Raw genomic sequence first — 19,395 nt, 5'->3', positions numbered from 1 at the left:
TAAGTTATAAGCTTTTCCCCTGAATTCTGAAAGCATTTAAGATTGCAAGCAAGGCAACACCTACATCAGCAAAAACTGCTTCCCAAAGTGTAGCAATTCCACCAGCACCAAGGATCATTACCACAACTTTGATTCCCATGGCCAGGATAATATTCTGGTAAACAATGGATTTGGTTATTTTTCCGACTTTTATTGCCGACACAATCTTCGATGGCTGGTCGTTTTGTATTACAATGTCAGCAGTTTCGATGGCAGCATCTGAGCCAAGACCGCCCATGGCAATGCCTACGTCTGACAACGCGATCACGGGCGCGTCATTCACTCCATCACCAACAAAGGCAATGTGTTTTCCCTGATCTTTCAATTCCTGAACAATCCTTACCTTGTCTTCTGGCAGCAGGTCGCCATAACTTTTATCCATCCCTAAGCTTGAAGCAGTTTGAGAAGTTATCGCTTGTTTGTCCCCCGACAGCATAATGGTTTCGACGCCAAGTGCTTTGAGATCTTTTATGGTTTGCAGCGAGTCCTCTTTAATTTCGTCCGCAATCGTTAAATATCCGGCATAGGTGTTATCAATGGCAACGATCACAATTGTCTCTACAATTTTTTCTATCTCCTCTGGAAAGCTGACATCGAATTTTTTCATCAGTTTTGTATTTCCGCATAGTATCAAACTCTCCCCAACTTTACCTTTCAGACCAAGTCCTGATATTTCTTCCACATCAGTTGGTTTTGTCAGAGGTTTATCAGCTGCAAATTGCACGACGGCTTTTGCAACAGGATGTGTTGAATAGTTTTCAAGTGACGCAGCCATTGTAATAAAGTTATCACGATCAAGCGTCGTTTCAACTTTCTGGACTTTGAAAACGCCCTTTGTAAGCGTTCCGGTTTTGTCAGAAACCAGCGTATCAATACCTGTGACAACATCGAGGAAATTCGATCCTTTAACAAGAATTCCGTTTCTTGAAGCGAGGCCTATTCCTCCGAAATAACCAAGCGGAATTGAAATGGTCAAGGCGCATGGACAAGCAATTACCAGGAATACCATTCCACGGTAGAGCCATTGCTGAAAGTCATAATGGCTGACAAAAATTAACGGAACCAATATGATTAATAAAGCAAGTCCAAATACGATGGGTGTATAAATTTTTGCCAGTTTGCTGACCATCAGTTGCGTTGGCGCTTTCCGGGCTGTGGCATCCTGTACCATTTCAAGAATTCTGGAAAGTTTGGAATCCTTAAAAAGCGCACGAACTTCAATCTCAACAGTCTTCTCAGTATTAATCATACCGGCAAGAATCTGCTCATCCTTAGTTTTCACACTTGGCTTCGATTCTCCTGTCAAAGCCGCCGTATTAAAAACACCGGAATCAGAACGGAGAATGCCATCCAATGCAACTTTTTCACCCGCTTTAACTAGAATTATTTCGCCAATCTGAACGTCCTGTGGTGTTACCACCAAGTCTTTATTTTCCCGGATAACAGTAACTGCGTCCGGTCGGATATCAAGCAGTGCTTTGATTGAACGTTTGGATCTGCTTACTGCCAAATCCTGAATTAATTCTCCGATCTCATAGAAAATCATCACCGCCACGCCTTCGCTATACTGGCCTATATAAAAAGCGCCCAGTGTAGCAATGGTCATTAGTGTAAATTCATTAAAAAGATCACCTCTTTTAATTCTTCGAAAGGCAAGTGCAATGGTTTTATAGCCCGCAAGCAAGTAGGCTGCAAGCATTAATGTGATTTCAGAATATTTGTTTATTTCAATTTTTAATCCGTATGTGATAACAAGAAAAACGGCTAAAATTGTTAAACTAAGCCACAAAGACCAGCGACCGAGTAGGAGGCTCGTGTTTTCTCCACCTCCATGGTCATGATCATGGTCGTGATCATCATCGTCATCGTGATGGTGGCCTTCATGTTTATGCTCATGCGAGCCATGGTTATGATCCGGAGATTCGTCATGGGCGCAGCATTCCTTTTCTTTATGAATATGTTTTGTTTGAGATTCGTTTTTCATGGGTCAGATCCTGATCAAATAAATTGTTAATTCCTTTGATAATATTTCAAGTATGGGTGCGTGGTTTATTAGGATACACAAAGATACTGGCAAAAGATGTGCAACAGGGTGTCAAGTACTGTAAATCAGATAGTTGCACTATTGTTGCAGTTGCTTAATTTCCAGGATTTATTGGGTAAAATTTTTATTCTGAGACCATTACGTATTTTGGCTCACAAAAATATCGGCTCTGATGCCCGTTTATTTTTCATTTACTAAATCATACTTTCAACCAGTTTCCCCAATTTTTGCAGACTTTTCTCTATTTCTTCATTATAAGGTGTTCCAAAACTTATCCGAATATAATTTGTAAAACGCGCATCCGTGCTGAAAATCTGCCCTGGCGAGACACTGATGTTTTCCTTCATCGCTTTCTGGAACAACTCGAATCCATTCACTTTTTTATTCATTTCAATCCATAAAACATAACCCCCTTGCGGCCGACTCACTTTTGTATCATCCGGGAAATATTCAGAAATGGCCTGAATATATCGTAGACAAGAAGTATGTAACGCTTTTCTCATGTTTCGCATATGTAAATCATAGCGACCTGTTTCAAAGAAAAGTCCTATTGCCGCTTGTGTTGGCGACGCTGAGGAGACGGAATGTGTAAGTTTCAAACTTATCACTTTGTCTATGAACTTCCCCGGGATGCACCAGCCAACCCGGTAACCAGGGGCCAGCGTTTTCGAAACGGATGAACAAAGCATTACCAAACCTTCCTTATCAAAACTTTTGCAGGTTTTAGGTCTGGCTTTTCCAAAATACATTTCCCCATAAATATCATCCTCAATAAGTGGGATTTGATTTTTTGCCAGTAGTTCAACAAGTTGTTTTTTACGGTTATCAGGCATAATGACGCCAAGCGGATTGGCGAAATTGGTCACAAAAAGACAGGCTTTCACTTGAATTTTTTCTATTGCTTTTTCCAGGTATTCAAGATCTGCACCTGTGTCGGGATCAGTTGGTATTTCAAGTACTTTTAATCCCAGACTTTTCATCACATTAAAAATGCCGAAATATGTCGGACTGTCAATTGCCACCGTGTCGCCCGGTTCTGTTACTGCTTTCAGGCAAAAAACGAGTGCTTCCATGCATCCTTGCGTAGTCACAACTTCATTTTCTGTAATATTTCCATTCCAGCTGAAAGCATGTTTTGCCACCTGCTTTCTTAAAGTGCTATTGCCCTGGATCTCTTCATATCCGGTGCAGCTCGTCGGGCTTTTCCGGATGGCTTCCATCATGACTTTGGATAATTTGGCCATGGGAATCAATTCCTCCGATGGTACAGCCTGCGAAAGTTTTACTACTCCTTCCTGGCTCATTGTTTTGTAAACCATTTTGAGCATTTCGTCCAGGCCGATATTTTCAAAATTGGTTTCGGTTTTTGGAGTATGCTGAGGTTTCAGGATTTTTGCAGGATTATAACGGACAAAGTAGCCGGATTTTGCTCTTGCTTCTATATATCCTTTATTTTCAAGTTCAATGTATGCCTTAAAAGCCGTACTGATACTGATTCCCTGTTCTCTGCTAAGTGCCCGGACGGACAGTAGCTTGTCACCTGTTTTTAGTATATTGTTTTGAATCTGACTTTCAAACCGATCTGCGATTTGAGCGTATAAAAATTCTTCTTTTACTATGGGATTGTCCAATTTGCTGCTGAATAAAAAAAAATAACAATCTGTTATGCAGCTAATATAAAAAACTGAATCTGTTTTGTGATGGATTAATGCTGAAATTTTGTAAAATCATTTGAAAGAAATAAATTATGGATATTGACGATTATACTTTTCTTTATCAAAGGGATCTGAAAAAACTCAGGGATGAGATTGCCGCATACAATGATGAGGATAAACTTTGGGTTAAAATTCCGGGAACAATTAATTCTGGTGGAAATATTTGCCAGCATCTGATCGGTAATCTCAGGACTTATATTGGATTGGCACTTGGTCATTTTCCTTACGTCCGGGATAGGGAAGCGGAGTTTTCTTCCAGGCTGTTCTCGAAGTCGCAGTTGCTGGAAGAGTTAGATTATTTGTTTGAAATAATAACAGAATCACTAATGAAACTTACTGATGGTCAGCTTGCAGCGGAATATCCACAGGATATTTTATCCATTCATAATCCACAAAGTGTCAGGCTTGTTTTATCTCATCTTTCGGCGCACCTTGCTTATCATACCGGCCAGATAAATTATCATCAAAGAATTATCCATAATAAGTTTGATGAAAATAATTAATTATCAACCTGAATATCAGGTGTATTTCAGAGACCTCAACCTAAGCTGGCTTGAAGAATATTTTACCGTCGAGCCGTTTGATCAATATGCTTTTGATAATCCGGAAGAAGCAGTTTTAAAGGAAGGCGGTCGAATTATCTTTGCTGAAAATGAAGGGGAGATTGTGGGGACAGTCGCTTTGAAATTTGTGGAACCTGGTATTTTTGAAATGGCCAAAATGGCTGTCCGAAAAGACGTAAGAGGTTTAGGGACAGGTAAACTTTTGTGTAATGCAATTGTTGAAATAGCTAGAAATATGAACGCTACAAAACTGATCCTGTATTCAAGCAAACAGTTGAAACCGGCTATTGCAATGTACCTGAAAATGGGTTTCACAGAAATTCCACTGGAACCGGGTTTATATAAGAGGGCAGATATTAAGATGGAGTTGGTTCTACAAACACAAATAAATAGAATTTTATGATTGATATGAAACAATTTTCCAGTGAGTGGATAGAAGCCTGGAATGACCATGACATAGAAAAAATTTTAAGTCATTATGCCGAGGATATAGAATTTTATTCACCTATCATCAAACAACTTGGCACAAACTCAGAAGGTGTTATTAAAGATAAAAACACTTTAAGGGATTATTTCACAAAGGCACTTGGGCTTTATCCTGATCTCTTTTTCAATCTCCATGAAATCCTGATAGGTACTGAATCTCTGATACTTTTTTACACAAGCGTAAACAATAAAAAATCGGCTGAATTTATGCAGTTTGATAAGGACGGAAAAATAAATTTTGTCCGGGCGCATTATAACTAATTCAATGAATGAAATTTTAAAAAATGATCTTGATAACTTTTCATCTATTTTAGAAGAAATACATAAAAACAGTATTTCCTTTCTGAATGATATTGGTGAAATTCCAACAAGTCATACCGATCAAAATGCAGATTTTTTCCCGCTAACAGATGGTGGCGTTGGAGCAAGCGGGGCTCTGGGCTTGTTTAATAAGCATTTCAGGAAACTTATGGTGTCCAGTGCCGGACCACGATATTGGGGATATGTAGTAGGTGGCGTTACACCCGCGGCACTGGCGGGTGACTGGCTGACTTCGGTTTTCGACCAAAACACGCAAAGTGCCAATGGGAGTGGTGATATTTCCGCTATTGTTGAGTTGCAGACGATCAGATTAATGATAGAATTATTTGGGTTGCCAGATCAGTTCAACGGTGGTTTTGTTTCTGGCGCCACGATGTCAAATTTTACCTGTCTGGGTGTTGCCAGGCAGTGGGCAGGTATCCAGTCAGGCGTGGACGTTGCAAGAGAAGGAATGACGGGCGAAACTGTTGTTTTGGCCGCAACACCACATTCTTCGGTTATTAAATCGCTTTCAATGCTTGGTTTTGGAAGTAACAATTTCATCAGAATTAAGACAGATCCTGAAAGAGAGAGGATTGATATTATCGATCTTGAAGAGAAATTGGTTAAGTTTTCAGGAAAGTCTGTCATTATAAATTGTAGTGCCGGAACAGTCAATACAGTTGACTTTGACGATTTTCAGGCGATCTCTGTTTTGAAAGAAAAATACGGATTCTGGATGCATGTTGATGCTGCTTTTGGAGCTTTTGCTGCGTGTTCGGATAAGCATCATCATTTGTTGAAAGGCTGGGAAAACGCAGATAGCATAACCATTGACTGTCACAAATGGATGAATGTGCCATACGACAGTGCCATTTTTCTCACCAGAAAAAAGCATCAAAAGCTTCAGATGCAAACTTATCAAAACTCAAACGCACCGTACCTGGGAGATCCCAAAGTAAACTTTTCATATCTTAATTTCCTGCCCGAGAATTCGCGCAGATTCCGTGCCTTGCCAGCATGGTTTAGTTTAACTGCCTATGGAAAGGAAGGTTTTAAATGGATCGTAGAAAACAGTATTCACTGCGCAGAAATGCTAACAAATTATCTGGAATCCAGTGCAAATTTCAAATTATGTGGCGTGGTAAACCTGAATGTAGTATGTTTTGCATTGAAGGATTATGACAAAACATCTGAATTTTTGAATATTTTAAACGCAAGAGGAAAAGTCTTCATGACACCTACGATGTTGGATGGACATCCTTGCATGCGCGCTGCTTTTGTAAATTTCCGAACGTCAAAAGAAGATGTTGATATAGCGATTCAGGAGATGGAGGCAGTTCTCGAATTGATTAATATAACGCAATAAAATGTTTAGACTATGAATTTTTTCTATTGAAGTATTTCCGGACACCGCAAATACTTCAATAGAATTTATTAATTAACCAATGATTTAGGTTTACGGCCCACTTTGGTTTTATTTCGAATTTTATCAGGACGTGGCCTTATTTCAGCTGCATCAAAATATCGGGTTAAAGCTTCAAGAATAATATCTTTTTGCGTGAGGCCTTCCCAGTAACCATAATCCTTCATTTTTTCCAATAGCGTATAATCGCAGTCAAATGTGACCTTGGTCGCTACGCCGTTACTTTCGGTTTGTGATGAATTAACTTCAATATCGTCGTTGATGTCAGAGACAATGGGTAGAGGTGCGAAATCAAATTTCCTTTCCTTTGCCATATTTTAGTTGTTTATACGTTCGAGAATTTCCTTCGTTAATTTATAATAATCTTCTGCACCATTGCTATCCGGAGCGTAATCAAAAATATTGGTACCGTTAGCCTGCGCTTCAGATAAGGCAATATTATCACGAATATAGCTATTCATAAACACGTCACCAAGTTGCTCCTTTGTAGCGCTGATCAGTTCGTGGCTGATCTTCTTTCTTATTTTAGGATTATACCGTGTTGCGAACACACCGCCAAGGTTTGTTGTCGGACTGATTTTTTTAATTTCAGCCGAGTATACAAGGAAGTTTCTTAAACCTTCATAACTAAGAAATTCGGCCTGAAGAGGTACGTAATATTGATGGCACGAAACCAGCGCCATCCTTGTATTTCCATTCAGTGCGGGCGGGCAATCAATGATCACGAAATCGTATTTGTCTTTCACTTTTTCCAGCGCAATTTTCAAATTGAACGGGAATATCGGTGCCGACTTGATGGTATCTTCCTTATGGCTCATCTCGGCCGAACCAGGTAGAATATCGACGTCCCCAACCTTTTTAACGATCTCCTCGAAAGCATATTCTCCGGTAATAAAAGAACCGCTGTCTTTCTTTAAACCACTGTGAACAATTCCAAAACTTTTTGTCAAACTGGCCTGGGCATCCAGGTCAATTACCAACACACGTGCATTGGCAAATTTAGCAAGACCTGCTGCAATACTTTGTGCGGAAGTAGTTTTTCCAACACCACCTTTGTTGTTGACAATACTGATGATTTTCATTTAAAAGTATTATATGTATTAAAAGTTACAAATGAATGATCTGTCTGATTTGTAAATAAACGGAAAATATTCATAGAACTAATAATATAAAATAATAAGAATTTAAAGATCAATATTAATTAAAAGTATTTAAAATATTAAAAGTAATTTCAACTATTATTTTATATTTTTATAAGTCACTGAATTTCAATGTCTAAATAATAGGGATCTCAAACGGAAATAAAAAAACCTCCCGGATTGGAAGGTCTTCTTGTCTGTGAAATCATTATAATTTCTTTGTAAAAATTCGAATGGATCAAATTACTTCCTGAGCCGATGGTGTTGTCTGTAAATTGATTTGTTCTTTTTTAGAAATAAACTTATATAAATTAAACATCAAAAATACGGTCAGAACGACAGCCACCACTACGACATTGCCTAATAATCCATAGTTATTGAGGTAACCAGTGCTGGTTTCAGAGACAATCATTCCGGCTATAATGGAGGCAACACCTCCTGCAATCTGCTGAATGGAAGCATTAATGCCCATAAACGCGCCTCTATCCTGAATATCAGGTACGGCGGTCATCAGAGCACTTGCAGAGATCATCCGGCCACTTATTCCTACAAATAATAGGATGTTGATGATAATGATGATCCAAAGTGGTGTAACACCAAGGTTGCAATAGATTAATGTCATTACCGAAGTTATGGATGATCCGATGATAAACATTTTGAACTTGCCAATTTTATCACTCAATTTGCCCATAACCGGACTGGCTACCAGCATACAAACGCCGGTGATCATGTATAAATATGGTAATTGTTTGATATCAATGCCCAGGTTATGAACAGCATATGCGCTTCCGAATGGCATCAGCATAAATCCTCCGGTGGCTAATAAGGTTGTTGCTGAAAAGGCACGAAGGTAATTAGCCCGGGCGAAAATTGAGGTTAAATGGGTAAATGCGTTACCTGTCTTTTGTAGTTTGAGATGGGCATCTATTGGTTTCATGTAAATAAAAACCGATAATGCCACGACAATACTGAGACCAACAATCATTAAAAACGGCGCATGCCAGTTGTAGGTATTGGCCAAAAATAAGCCTAAAGGGATTCCCAGAACCTGACTGCTTGCAAATGCCATCTGAACAAAACCCATGACCCGTCCCCGGACCTGTATCGCAAAGAGATCCGTTATAATGGCGAAACTGATGGAACTCATTACACCTCCAAATATTCCGGTTACCACTCTTGCCACAAGCAAAAATTCGTAGGTTGGTGAAATGCCGCAAAGGAAAGTGCCGACTATAAATCCGGTATAAAAAAAGAGTAAAAGTTTCTTCCTGTCGAATTTGTCCGCAAAGCCGGCGGCGAGTAATCCTGCTGCTCCTGCACTGAATGCATAGGCTGAAACGACCAATGCAAATTGCGATGTTGATATGGAAAGTTCCTTTAACAATATGGCTCCCAGAGGTGATAAAACCATAAAGTCCAGGATTACCGTAAATTGCACTATGGCAAGAATGGCGATTACGAATATCTGGTATTTTGTAAAAATTTCAGCTTTTTTTTCTGGCATATATATGGGAGGTTAGTCGATTAATTCTTCACAGGCGTAACCTTCTTTGGTCAGGATTGCTATCATCTCTTTCGTATGCGGACCGTCAGATTCAATGCGAAGTACATTGTCACAATCGGTAAGGTCTACATTCCAGCATATAATTTTCTTTTCAGCGTTCAGTACAGGTTCTATTTTTTTCATGTCTTTAAAATGCAGATTGGTCTTAAAAACAAGCACGTATTTGTTATCCGGGTATTGCGTTTCCATAGCTTCTTTCTTTAAAGAGTGAGTTGAAATGAATTCTTAAAAATCAGGTTTTTACTCAGGAAAACGGATGAAAATGAGAATTACTTTAAATTTTAGAACAAAAAATATCAGGGTTTTAAAGCCTTGATAACCAACGATAATGTCAGGTTTATTTTCTCGTCATCAAAGACAAAAGGAGGTCGGCCTGGCATCGTTGTCTTGGCAATATGAAACTTCACAAGCTGATAAAGCGGTCCAAACGCGATGGACCAGTAAATTTCGACTGGCAAAGGAATCAGTTCGTTTCTGGAAATAGCCGTATGGACGAATTTGGACATAGCATCAATAAACCTGCTTTCCATCACCGAGCGATCGACCAGCGGCGAATGTTTGAACTGTTCCATGAAAGTCATACTGATTTGATTTTCCATACAATAGTTCATCCGATTTAACCATTGCACTTTCAAACCTTCATCAAAATGGGATTCAGGGTCAAAGTTGACGAGAGTTGCCTCGGCCATTTTTCTGGTTTCTTCTTTAAATAGCTGTTGAAGAAGACTTTCGCGGTCTTTGAAATAGATATAAATTGTAGCCACCGATACCCCCGATGCCTTAGCCAGCTTGTGCATACTAAGGCCATCAAAACCCTGACTGACAATCATTTCTATTGCCTTTTGTTTTATTACAATTTCTTTATTCGCATCTCTCGTTCTCATAAGTAATGCAAATATAAACGAACGTTCGTTTATTTATAAATAATCACTCATAATTATTTTTGATAAAACCACTGATTTTCAGCGAAATATTGAAGTAGCAAGATTATTGGTAATGAACAATCTGCTTCAGATGATGTTCGAGATGCCCGACATAATCCGTGATATAAAAGTTAAGAGGTAATTTTTGTCCGTCATTTCCAGATCCTAATCGATTTAAGTTTTCGTCTGAAATCAGATTGATAATTTCAACGAGCTGCTGGTTATAGCTTTTCCAAAACTGAATCAAATGATTCGCGCTGATATTTTGATAATTACTAAGCTCATTCCACTGATTTTGATCATAAAATAACACAGGCTCATGTTCATACTGAATCCTGATAAATCGCTGATGATTGTTGGCCGCGCTATCAATTAAATGGCCAAGTATTTCCTTTTTGCTCCATTGGGATGGTGACGGTTTTAAAGAAAGCTCGGTTTCGGATATTTCTTCAAGTAAAGCAGGAATGGAGTTAACTAAAACTTTTAATCTTTCAGACGCTTTGATTACTGTTTCCATTAAAGTCCGGTGATGACAAAATTTTCTACTACTTTCTTATTATAACCTTTGTAACCACCTTGAAAATCACGGCCCGAAATGGAGATGAAATCCGCCATTCTTTGAGAATTTAGTTGAGCTAATAAGAAGTTGTAATCGCCATCATACTTAATAAAATATCCCGAATAAACTGTACAGTCAGGGTTGTCGTAAAGAACAAAATTTGGAAATTTGTTCATAGGCGAAAAGATTATTTTTTTTCCGAAGGAAGAATCCAGCCCTTGTGCGCGGCCCATAGCGTACCATGCAACTGCGTTTGGTTTTCCATTATCTCTTTTCAAAAGCTCTTTTTTTGTTCCAAGTAAATATTTGTAAGCTTTAGGATATTCTTTTGCTAAGGTTTTTTCAGGGATAATTTTATGTTTTCCGTTTTCATCTTTTTCATAAGGAAAAATGATAAACTCATTTACCGGATCCGATGAAGTTTTTAGCTTGGAGCCTTTTACAATTGGTTTTATGAAATTATTTTCGATCCAGAAAACGTTTCCTTTTTTATTTAAACATTGCACCAAATGATCTTTTTTCTGCAAAACTGAGCATAAAAAAATACTATCGGAAAGCGTAGTAATACCGACGGATATCTGACAGATTTCTCCCAGAATCTTTCCCTCGGTCATTGATTTTTTTTCAACGGATAAGTGCCAGTTATTACTTTCATGTAACTCTGAGAAAGAGATTTCCCGCTTTTGGTAACTCAAATCATAGTCACTTAATTCATAATAAAAGGTGTCAGAACGTTTTCTTTCAAAAATGGTTATAGCCGCATATGTGCCGGTATTTCCGAAAATTCGAACCGAACCATAATTGGTAATTTGTCTCAGATTTTGTGAAAGTGAAAAGTAGGAGCGAAGTGGTTTACCTGTCTCCGAGCTCAAAAATGAATTGGGGGTAACGAATCCGCAAATACCATTTTCTGTCAAGAGGGTAGAAGCGAGCTGAAAAAATGCAACATAAGCATCCGTTGACCCGGATTTGCAGAATGAATACGATTCCTGGATAAATTGTCTCTGTTCAGCAGAAAGGTTTTGAATTCGGATATAGGGTGGATTACCAACGATAAGGTCAAACTTTTTCGTACTGTTAATTTGCTGCAAGGCGTCGAGGTTGTGAAGTTGCCAGTCCACTTTTATGTCTAATAAAGAAACGAGTTCTTCTAGATTTTGCAGGCACATATCAATTGCTTCCGGATCAATATCCCAACCGCTTATGTTTTCAAGATTTTGTTTTAAATTTTCTTTGGGAGAATTCTCAATAATATAACGGGCTATTGGTACTAGAAAGCGGCCATCACCACAGGCAGGATCAAGGATAGAATTTTTACTATAATCGAGTTGATGAAATCCGGAATTATCAAGAATTTTTTCGACGATGAAAGCCGGGGTATAAATTTGTCCAAGCAGCTTTTTCTTTTCGTATGTACGTGTTTGTGAAGCCATTGTTCTAAAAATCCTTTCTCATCATATTCGTTTCGGGCATATGGAATTATTGATCCAACCAAATATACGTATATTTTGGTTACCTCAAATGGCAGATCCGAAACCCTTTCAAGCTTTGGATATAAGCCGTAATCACGGGCGATTCGATGTCTTTTAAGAAAATTTCGTAAGTGTCATCCTGAAAAATAAAGGAGCTTTGGTCAAACCTTGTACGTTGGGATCCTTTTAAAAACAGGGTGCCAATTTCGCCATTTAGCAAAGCCTGCTTATCTATAAAACCTAACAGGGAAGCAACAGTACCTTCATTTTCGGTTTGGTGAAAGGAGATGCAAAAATAATGAGAGGTTTTTGAGCCAGGTTTATGTAGTTGAAGTGCCGGAATATTAAGGACATAATTGGCCGCCAGATTGCCTGTTTGACGTTTCATGGATTTGACATCCAGTGAAAAGGTATATTGGTCAGAAGATATCATAAAATCTTGTCCCCAATCCTGGCCATCTTTTGCACCAAAAGATTTGACCGGTCTTGGGAGATGATATGTATCGGCAAAAACAATTTCACCCAGACTTCCGGTATATCGCATCATTCTGGTTTGAGAAAACCGGTCGTTTTGATTATCCCAGATGTTGGCAATTTTATGATGTTGAAGAGAAAACTCTACCAACTGGCGTGCATATTTTTTCTGCTCGTCGGTTACCGAGATTTGTATGTATGATCCTGTGCTCAAAACATTTTGCTCCATGCAAATCTGATGAGCAGTAAAGTTGTGACAAATCCGATTACGATATAGGCAAAAGGCACATAAGTGAAGGCTACCAGATGAAGTCGGTCAAAGAACCACATCGTGCCAATGAGTGCGGCGATCAAAGTTAGAAAACCCGATAATTTTCCAAAACCCGGAATAAGCGCAAACGGTATTTTTTGTTTGATGATCATCAGCGTTAATGCCATTGAAATAATCGGCAAAAACTGTAAAACAATATTGGCCTGCCAGATACTTTGACGTTCAAACAGAAAAAGATAAATATTTAAAGTGACGGCGAAGATGCCCGGGATACATACTGCATAAACGAGAATGGAATAAACCAATCCCCAAAATTTCACATCACGACTGCCTGTAGCCACTTGCCCTACGATCCAGGCAATGCCTGGAAGCAATATAAAATAAAAGGCGACGGGCCAATAATTTGAGGAAACGTTATTAAATAAATCGTGAAGCGTCATTTTTTTACAAGTGAAAAGGGAAAGATACGGGATTACTACCCCGTATCTTTCCCTACTTTACAGTTTTGATTACAACGTCAAAAGAAATCCGATGGTAAAATTAGCATCCCAGTCAAAGACAAATTCTTCACAGCCAGTTGCATCTGCTACGGCTTTATAGATATTAACGCCGGCTTTTGATTTTGCATTTGTTAGTTTTGCATAATCTGATGGTGCGCTTAAAACAGTGTAACGCTCTTTGCCTTTGCGCACTTCTTTTGCCATTTCAAACGGTACGCCACCAATGATAAATGCTGTTTTACGCAAATCAGAAGGTATTTGTTTTGATTTCGCACTCACTTCATCATACACTTTTTTGTCATCAGTACCGTCCTGGAAATACTTTGCACCGTAAGATTCTACTGATTTAATACCGCTTCCTGCTATCCAGGAAATTTTTGTATTTCCAGACCCAATATCCACCACAAAAGCTTTGTTGGCATAACCAGCCGGTAGTACAGATTTAAGTCCCAACTGGCCTTCCTGTTCCGGAGTTACCTGGTTTACAATATAGCCGAGAGACTTCAATGCTGCAGTAATTTTGTTTGTTACCTCAGCTTTTGCCGCACCTGAACTCACAACAAAGTGGATATCTTTTTTACCAACTCCATAATCAAGCATCGTTCCGATATATTTTTTCAAACCAATACGGACATCTTCGTCAGTTGCCATATTTTCGGTTACAAGGCTGTTACCAAACTCAGATTTTTCAAGTTTCCAGCGTTTTTGGGTATCAACCTTGATAATAAATGAATTAAATCCGCTGGCCCCAAGTTCAACGACACCTTTCAACTTTCCGTCAACCGGCTCGGGTGAGGTGTAGGAGAATGTCTTTGCAGCAGCATCGCTGGCAGGATTATCATTTGTTGACGGTTCCGTACTTTCGCTGCTTTCAGTTGTTGCCGATGTAGAATCAACCTCGGTTTTTTGTTCTTTCGCAACTTTTTCAAGGGCTTGCTGGCCGCCAAAATATTTATAGCCGACGAAGATGGCCGCTATCACGAGCGCGGTAATTAATAATCTTCCGGCAACAGTTAGTCTTTTCATTGTTCGTTTAAAAGTAAATTGATAAATGTAATTGTAATGAGCAGTTTAGTCCAGTAAGCCACGATAGCTTGAATCTTTTGGCGGGTCAATAGAACGGGAAGGCTGATTAGGCGAATCCAGTTGTATCAACTTGAAATCTCCTTTGTTATAAGCTTCCAGCATGGCCTGACCTTTATCAGACAACAATCCGTTCTGAACGTCAACACCATTAATAAAGTCCATTGACAAATCCATAGCACGTTTCATTTCACCCAGTTTCAGACTCATGTCGTCCTGAATATATTCCATTGATTCGTCAAAATAGAACTTTTTGTCAGGATTTCCTTTGAAAATACTAACCGCAGTGCGAAGCGCATTGGAGCTTTCTTTTACAATTCTATATTCGGCTTCTTTAAGTTTTACCTTGATTTCCGTTTCCTTGATAATATAATCCGCGCTCTTGTTCACCTTTTCCATGAATTCAAGAATCGTTTTCATATTACGCTGCAATGGAAATAACTTCTCATTCATTTCCTGCAAACCTGCACCTTCGATCGTAGCGAGGGAAGCCGTCTCCTTCATGCCAGGGCGGTCTGTCATTTGACTTGCCTTGTTTGCCTCTGCAAATTTCTGCTTGATCTCTTCGTTATTCTCTGTGATTTTCCGGTTTAGTTTTACAAGTTGACCAGCAAGAATATTGATCTGCCCCTGCATTTTTTCACGTTTTTCTTTCAGATCATCTATGTAAATTTTCATGATCGCAATAGGGTCCAGTTTAATAATCAGACCCGTAATATTGCGCATCAGCGTTTTGAATAGAAAGAAGACTGCCGTACGAACATCTTTACTGGTAAATAGAAAAACTACTACTGCTAATAAGGCAAGTAAGAAACCGAGATATAATGTATTCTGGGTTACTTCTATTAAAAAAGCAGCCACTTTGTTCCAATAATATAAAACCGCAGCGCCTGCCGCTCCTAGAAAAAGCAAAGAAGTAATTCCTTCGGGCTTGCTCCAATAAGATCGCTTGGAAGCATCTTCCTGCGAGCCGCCGATTTGGGTAAAGTCTGGTGATGCCATGGTTGAAGGTCTTATTTTAGATATTGATTAATTTTGCTGAGATCTGAATTTATCTGCGATACAAAGCTTTGATATGTCACTTCAAAGTTATCTCTGTTTGCATTGATTTTGGCACTTTGTTCGGCGATCTCACCCGATATTTGTCCCAAACGGTTTTTATTTTCGTCTATCTTTTTTTGAAGATTTGCAATCTCCTGAATATAAGCATTATTATTATCTTCCAGCTTTTTTACTTCATCATTCAGCGAACCAACTCTTTCTTTAACAGCACGTTCAACATCTTTTAAAAATGATTCACGGTCCTTTCCAAGAACGGAGAGATATTGATCCGCAGAGGTTTTCAGGATTGAATTATCTGTTACACCGCCCATAGCTTTGAAACTTGCCCAGGCTGCCTGAAACTGTTTTTCTTCCCCCAATCCCAAACCTTCCATGCTTCTGAGCGCCTGTTTGTATTCGAAATAGTCAGGGCCGGGCAGATTTGCTTTTTCCAGCAATTCAACAAAATGCTGAACAAATTTTCGGTCCACTTCCGCGGTTCCGGCTGCATTTTGAACGGTAGGGGCGGGCGCAGGTTTTGGTTGTTCAACAGGTATTGCCGATGGTGCAGCAACCTTCGTGTTATCTGCCGGAGAAACTTGTGTAGGCTCTGTACTTTCCTTGATGAAAAAGCTTAGTATCTTTTTACCGATACCAGGTTCAGAATCTGCCATGTTTTAGTAATTGTTTAAATTTGAGTTTTCAAAAGACAAGCTGTAATGATAATTATTTGCCATTTTTACTGCTTTCTTATGTCAATATTACTAAAATTCATGTGATTTATATATGCAGGATAGTTACAAATGGTAGCGGGGATTGATGATCGAATTTTTTACGGGATGAATTTTTTCTATCATTCCAGTTACGGAGCTTTTGAAGGCTTATCGATAAGGTTACAAGCAATTATCCAGATTTACTCCTTAAATAATTTCCCAAAAGATTCTTCATAACTTGATCCAATTGGTATTTCCTCACCTGCCAGGCTGATCACTTTATTGCGTACATTTTCAATACGACTAAATGGAATAATAAAGGAGCGATGCACACGAATAAATTCTAGTTCAGGAAGCTTTTGCAGCATTGCTTTCATTGTCATTCTCACGACAAGCGGCCTGGTATTTTCGATATGGATTTTGAGGTAATCATCGAGCCCTTCGATAAAAAGTATGTCCGAAAAAGCGATTTTGTGTAAACTGTAATCGGCACGCACGATCAGAAATTTGGACGCAGGATTCTCAACCGGATTTTTGAAATTATAAAGATCTTTCGCCTTATTGGCTGCCTGTTGAAATCTTTCATAAGTGAAAGGTTTCAATAAATAATCCACCGCATTCAGATTAAACCCGTCAACGGCATGTTCAGCATAAGCAGTTGTAAAAATAACCATGGCTTCATTCGGGATAGACCGATAAAAATCGAGGCCGGACATTGATGGCATATTAATATCCAGAAAAATAAGATCTACCGGATAATTTTCCAGATAATTCATCGCCTCGTCAGTCCTGCTGAAAGTTTTCTGCAAAAAAATGAAGTCAATTTTGCTGCAAAAATTAGAAATAATTCTAAGTGCCGGTGGCTCGTCGTCAAGTGTAATGGCCTGAATCATGCTAGGTTGAGTTTTAAATCAATGACAAAGTTTTTGTTATTATCCTGGATTGTTAATTGGTGTTTCGCCGGATAAAGCAATTGTAAACGAGTGCGGGTATTGTTGATACCTATACCACCAGTCGATTCTTCAGGATGATTAATTCTCACTTTACCATTATAAACATGAAGAATGAGGTCATCATGATTTATTAAAATCGCAATTTTTATGAAAGATTGTTGCTCCGGATTAACACCATACTTAAATGCGTTTTCAATAAAGGAAATAAGAATCAGCGGTGCAATCTGCTTGTTCAGAAAGTTGCCATCAACTTTTAAATCAATTAAAACGGTATCGTCTAATCGAAATTTTTGTAAGGAAATATAGTTTTTTATGTATTCAATTTCTTTATGAAGTGGTACTAAACTTTCTTTTGCATCCCGAATCACATAACGCATTAAGGACGAAAGCATAACTACGGCATCGGCAGTACGATCAGATTTTTCGATGGCCAGCGAATAAATACTATTTAATGTATTAAATAAGAAATGAGGGTTAATCTGGGCCTTTAAAAATGACAGCTCTGTATGTAATTTTTCCTGCTCCGAACGTTTCAGGCGATCATTAATTTTCAGCGCAAAGGAAACGACCAAGCCAACCAGAAATAAAAACAACGTCTGGCTATTGTCAAATCCTGCCGGTGGTTTTTCAAATCGCATCATATGCGAAGGTTGCCGGGAGAATGTCGGGGGAGCAACGGGTGGTTTATCAAGTATATAAATAAAAGATATGATGGTGAGAAAACTGATAAGAATTAAAGAAGCGTATATAATGAATTTATTATTGAAATAAAACTTAGGTATCAAAATATAATAATTGGCATAAAAAAAAGCCAGCATCATTAAATAGGAAACAAAATTGGTTCTTTCATGTGCATTATTTTCAAATTCCTGAAAACCCGGAAAGCCGGTCGGAGCGAATATATAGGGCAATGCCAAAAATGCTACAACCAGAAATACATGAATAAAGAATTGAATACCTGACTGTTTCATTTTTGTCAATTTCCTGAAATTTACAAAACCGCAGGACGACAAAAAAACCTTTGCGGTATTTGTCGCAATTGTGCCGGTGTTTCCATGTGATTTAAAAATGATATCCTTAATTTCACATCTGAGTATGCCTTGAAGACGTACGTTTTCATAGCATTCAATTAATATCTAATCCTTTTTCTTATGCTCAAATTAGGTTTTAATAGTGCGATATTAGGTGATTTTGGTTTTGACCATGTTGTTAAATTTGCCGGTAACCATGGATTTTCATGTATTGAAATGATGTGCTGGCCCACAGGAAATGCGGATAGTCGCCGTTATGCCGGTGTCACCCATATTGATGTAAATACACTGACAGACCAGAAGGTCGGTGAAATCCATTATGCATTAAAGGAAGCGCAGGTTTTTATTTCTGCTTTGGGCTATTATCCAAATCCGATGGATCCGGATCCCGTAAAGTCTGAATTTTATATTGAGCATATCAAACAGGTTATTCGTGGGGCTGCCAGACTGAATATTCCGGTGGTTACAACTTTTATAGGTCGTGATCCTTCCAAAAGTATTCAGGAAAATCTGAAAACTTTCGCGGATGTCTGGCCGGCAATTGTGAAAGTTGCAGAGGAAAATAACATAAAACTTGCCATTGAAAATTGTCCGATGTTTTTTACAGATGATGAATGGCCGGGAGGGAAAAACCTGGCGATCAGTCCTGCTGTCTGGGACCGGATGTTTGAAATAATTCCAAGCCCGATATTTGGCCTGAATTACGATCCGTCACATATGATCTGGCAAATGATGGACGAAATTAAGCCGATTTATGCTTATAAGGATCGTTTGCATCATGTGCATCTGAAGGATGCAAAGCTTTACAAAGACAAGCTTGACAGGGTAGGAATCATGGCCAATCCTTTGGAATATCATTCGCCAAAATTGCCGGGATTTGGTGATGTGAACTGGCGTGGATTTTTTGGTGCGTTGACAGACGTTCGGTACCGCGGACCTGTCGTTATTGAGGTTGAAGATAAAGCCTATGAAGGAAATATCGCGGATGTACAAAGCGCAATACTTACCAGCAGAAATTATGTGAAGCAATTTTTTGCCTGACAATGAATGCAGTAGTCCCGGAAACGACTATGTAAATAAGTTAGTTAGTCCCGGGATT

Annotated in this window: 21 protein-coding genes; 5 read left to right on the top strand and 16 right to left on the bottom strand. The window is 38.8% G+C overall.

Annotated features, from left to right (window positions below; translation table 11 throughout):
* Positions 1-4: 4 nt before the first annotated feature.
* On the bottom strand, positions 5-2,023 hold the full coding sequence (locus LXL81_RS07830; RefSeq protein ID WP_234646171.1) for a heavy metal translocating P-type ATPase: 2,019 nt from the start codon (positions 2,021-2,023) through the stop codon (positions 5-7).
* Positions 2,024-2,277: 254 nt separating this feature from the next.
* On the bottom strand, positions 2,278-3,714 hold the full coding sequence (locus LXL81_RS07825; protein WP_234646170.1) for a PLP-dependent aminotransferase family protein: 1,437 nt from the start codon (positions 3,712-3,714) through the stop codon (positions 2,278-2,280).
* Positions 3,715-3,830: 116 nt separating this feature from the next.
* Between LXL81_RS07825 and LXL81_RS07820 the strand changes: the two genes are divergently transcribed.
* The 4 genes from LXL81_RS07820 to LXL81_RS07805 are packed head-to-tail and all read left to right on the top strand — an operon-like array spanning position 3,831 to position 6,516.
* A complete protein-coding gene (locus LXL81_RS07820) occupies positions 3,831-4,301 on the top strand; it encodes a DinB family protein (protein ID WP_234646169.1) in 471 nt (156 codons plus the stop codon).
* Positions 4,288-4,764 (top strand): GNAT family N-acetyltransferase, encoded by a 477-nt coding sequence (locus LXL81_RS07815; protein WP_234646168.1) that lies wholly within the window; start codon positions 4,288-4,290, stop codon positions 4,762-4,764. Before LXL81_RS07820 ends, LXL81_RS07815 begins: the two co-directional genes overlap by 14 nt.
* Positions 4,765-4,769: 5 nt before the next feature.
* Positions 4,770-5,108, top strand: coding sequence for a nuclear transport factor 2 family protein (locus LXL81_RS07810; RefSeq protein ID WP_234646167.1), 339 nt, complete (start codon positions 4,770-4,772; stop codon positions 5,106-5,108).
* Between the two features lie 4 nt (positions 5,109-5,112).
* The gene (locus LXL81_RS07805) at positions 5,113-6,516 is read left to right on the top strand and encodes a pyridoxal-dependent decarboxylase (RefSeq protein WP_234646166.1); all 1,404 of its coding nucleotides are present in this window, start codon (positions 5,113-5,115) and stop codon (positions 6,514-6,516) included.
* A gap of 68 nt (positions 6,517-6,584) precedes the next feature.
* On the opposite strand, the gene LXL81_RS07800 is transcribed toward LXL81_RS07805, so the two are convergent.
* The 14 genes from LXL81_RS07800 to LXL81_RS07735 form a co-directional block, all read right to left on the bottom strand.
* A complete protein-coding gene (locus tag LXL81_RS07800) occupies positions 6,585-6,887 on the bottom strand; it encodes a hypothetical protein (protein ID WP_234646165.1) in 303 nt (100 codons plus the stop codon).
* A gap of 3 nt (positions 6,888-6,890) precedes the next feature.
* Positions 6,891-7,655: a ParA family protein gene (locus LXL81_RS07795; protein WP_194121164.1), complete on the bottom strand. Its 765-nt coding sequence runs from the start codon at positions 7,653-7,655 to the stop codon at positions 6,891-6,893.
* A 295-nt stretch (positions 7,656-7,950) separates the two neighbouring features.
* Positions 7,951-9,216, bottom strand: coding sequence for an MFS transporter (locus tag LXL81_RS07790; protein ID WP_234646164.1), 1,266 nt, complete (start codon positions 9,214-9,216; stop codon positions 7,951-7,953).
* A gap of 12 nt (positions 9,217-9,228) precedes the next feature.
* Positions 9,229-9,465, bottom strand: a complete 237-nt coding sequence (locus LXL81_RS07785) for a hypothetical protein (protein WP_234646163.1) — start codon at positions 9,463-9,465, stop codon at positions 9,229-9,231.
* A gap of 107 nt (positions 9,466-9,572) precedes the next feature.
* On the bottom strand, positions 9,573-10,160 hold the full coding sequence (locus LXL81_RS07780) for a TetR/AcrR family transcriptional regulator (protein ID WP_234646162.1): 588 nt from the start codon (positions 10,158-10,160) through the stop codon (positions 9,573-9,575).
* Between the two features lie 103 nt (positions 10,161-10,263).
* The gene (locus LXL81_RS07775) at positions 10,264-10,716 is read right to left on the bottom strand and encodes a DinB family protein (RefSeq protein WP_234646161.1); all 453 of its coding nucleotides are present in this window, start codon (positions 10,714-10,716) and stop codon (positions 10,264-10,266) included.
* On the bottom strand, positions 10,716-12,191 hold the full coding sequence (locus LXL81_RS07770; protein WP_234646160.1) for a class I SAM-dependent DNA methyltransferase: 1,476 nt from the start codon (positions 12,189-12,191) through the stop codon (positions 10,716-10,718). Before LXL81_RS07770 ends, LXL81_RS07775 begins: the two co-directional genes overlap by 1 nt.
* A gap of 79 nt (positions 12,192-12,270) precedes the next feature.
* Positions 12,271-12,933 carry a hypothetical protein gene (locus LXL81_RS07765; RefSeq protein ID WP_234646159.1) on the bottom strand — a complete coding sequence of 221 codons (663 nt, stop codon included), beginning with the start codon at positions 12,931-12,933 and terminating at the stop codon, positions 12,271-12,273.
* The gene (locus tag LXL81_RS07760) at positions 12,915-13,415 is read right to left on the bottom strand and encodes a hypothetical protein (RefSeq protein WP_234646158.1); all 501 of its coding nucleotides are present in this window, start codon (positions 13,413-13,415) and stop codon (positions 12,915-12,917) included. Before LXL81_RS07760 ends, LXL81_RS07765 begins: the two co-directional genes overlap by 19 nt.
* A gap of 69 nt (positions 13,416-13,484) precedes the next feature.
* A complete protein-coding gene (locus tag LXL81_RS07755) occupies positions 13,485-14,501 on the bottom strand; it encodes a hypothetical protein (protein ID WP_234646157.1) in 1,017 nt (338 codons plus the stop codon).
* A gap of 45 nt (positions 14,502-14,546) precedes the next feature.
* Positions 14,547-15,560 carry a hypothetical protein gene (locus tag LXL81_RS07750; protein WP_234646156.1) on the bottom strand — a complete coding sequence of 338 codons (1,014 nt, stop codon included), beginning with the start codon at positions 15,558-15,560 and terminating at the stop codon, positions 14,547-14,549.
* 11 nt (positions 15,561-15,571) lie between these two features.
* Entirely contained in the window at positions 15,572-16,273 is a 702-nt protein-coding gene (locus LXL81_RS07745) for a hypothetical protein (RefSeq protein WP_234646155.1), read from the bottom strand.
* Between the two features lie 239 nt (positions 16,274-16,512).
* Positions 16,513-17,205, bottom strand: coding sequence for a LytTR family DNA-binding domain-containing protein (locus tag LXL81_RS07740; protein ID WP_234646154.1), 693 nt, complete (start codon positions 17,203-17,205; stop codon positions 16,513-16,515).
* Positions 17,202-17,906: a sensor histidine kinase gene (locus tag LXL81_RS07735; protein WP_234646153.1), complete on the bottom strand. Its 705-nt coding sequence runs from the start codon at positions 17,904-17,906 to the stop codon at positions 17,202-17,204. Before LXL81_RS07735 ends, LXL81_RS07740 begins: the two co-directional genes overlap by 4 nt.
* A gap of 510 nt (positions 17,907-18,416) precedes the next feature.
* Here LXL81_RS07735 and LXL81_RS07730 point away from each other — a divergent pair.
* The gene (locus LXL81_RS07730; protein WP_234646152.1) at positions 18,417-19,337 is read left to right on the top strand and encodes a sugar phosphate isomerase/epimerase; all 921 of its coding nucleotides are present in this window, start codon (positions 18,417-18,419) and stop codon (positions 19,335-19,337) included.
* The last annotated feature ends 58 nt before the right edge of the window (positions 19,338-19,395 follow it).

This window comes from Dyadobacter sp. CY356 (assembly GCF_021440195.1).
GTDB lineage: Bacteria > Bacteroidota > Bacteroidia > Cytophagales > Spirosomataceae > Dyadobacter.
Note: the sequence above shows the minus strand (reverse complement) of the source record. Positions and strands in the feature narration are given on the sequence as shown.

Coding starts and splice junctions, on each gene's coding strand:
- LXL81_RS07740 (WP_234646154.1), bottom strand. CDS start 17,205: ATGATTCAGGCCATTACACTTGACGACGAGCCACCGGCACTTAGAATT.
- LXL81_RS07795 (WP_194121164.1), bottom strand. CDS start 7,655: ATGAAAATCATCAGTATTGTCAACAACAAAGGTGGTGTTGGAAAAACT.
- LXL81_RS07760 (WP_234646158.1), bottom strand. CDS start 13,415: ATGACGCTTCACGATTTATTTAATAACGTTTCCTCAAATTATTGGCCC.
- LXL81_RS07790 (WP_234646164.1), bottom strand. CDS start 9,216: ATGCCAGAAAAAAAAGCTGAAATTTTTACAAAATACCAGATATTCGTA.
- LXL81_RS07755 (WP_234646157.1), bottom strand. CDS start 14,501: ATGAAAAGACTAACTGTTGCCGGAAGATTATTAATTACCGCGCTCGTG.
- LXL81_RS07810 (WP_234646167.1), top strand. CDS start 4,770: ATGAAACAATTTTCCAGTGAGTGGATAGAAGCCTGGAATGACCATGAC.
- LXL81_RS07785 (WP_234646163.1), bottom strand. CDS start 9,465: ATGGAAACGCAATACCCGGATAACAAATACGTGCTTGTTTTTAAGACC.
- LXL81_RS07830 (WP_234646171.1), bottom strand. CDS start 2,023: ATGAAAAACGAATCTCAAACAAAACATATTCATAAAGAAAAGGAATGC.
- LXL81_RS07765 (WP_234646159.1), bottom strand. CDS start 12,933: ATGGAGCAAAATGTTTTGAGCACAGGATCATACATACAAATCTCGGTA.
- LXL81_RS07815 (WP_234646168.1), top strand. CDS start 4,288: ATGAAAATAATTAATTATCAACCTGAATATCAGGTGTATTTCAGAGAC.
- LXL81_RS07730 (WP_234646152.1), top strand. CDS start 18,417: ATGCTCAAATTAGGTTTTAATAGTGCGATATTAGGTGATTTTGGTTTT.
- LXL81_RS07775 (WP_234646161.1), bottom strand. CDS start 10,716: ATGGAAACAGTAATCAAAGCGTCTGAAAGATTAAAAGTTTTAGTTAAC.
- LXL81_RS07820 (WP_234646169.1), top strand. CDS start 3,831: ATGGATATTGACGATTATACTTTTCTTTATCAAAGGGATCTGAAAAAA.
- LXL81_RS07780 (WP_234646162.1), bottom strand. CDS start 10,160: ATGAGAACGAGAGATGCGAATAAAGAAATTGTAATAAAACAAAAGGCA.
- LXL81_RS07770 (WP_234646160.1), bottom strand. CDS start 12,191: ATGGCTTCACAAACACGTACATACGAAAAGAAAAAGCTGCTTGGACAA.
- LXL81_RS07800 (WP_234646165.1), bottom strand. CDS start 6,887: ATGGCAAAGGAAAGGAAATTTGATTTCGCACCTCTACCCATTGTCTCT.
- LXL81_RS07745 (WP_234646155.1), bottom strand. CDS start 16,273: ATGGCAGATTCTGAACCTGGTATCGGTAAAAAGATACTAAGCTTTTTC.
- LXL81_RS07805 (WP_234646166.1), top strand. CDS start 5,113: ATGAATGAAATTTTAAAAAATGATCTTGATAACTTTTCATCTATTTTA.
- LXL81_RS07750 (WP_234646156.1), bottom strand. CDS start 15,560: ATGGCATCACCAGACTTTACCCAAATCGGCGGCTCGCAGGAAGATGCT.
- LXL81_RS07735 (WP_234646153.1), bottom strand. CDS start 17,906: ATGATGCGATTTGAAAAACCACCGGCAGGATTTGACAATAGCCAGACG.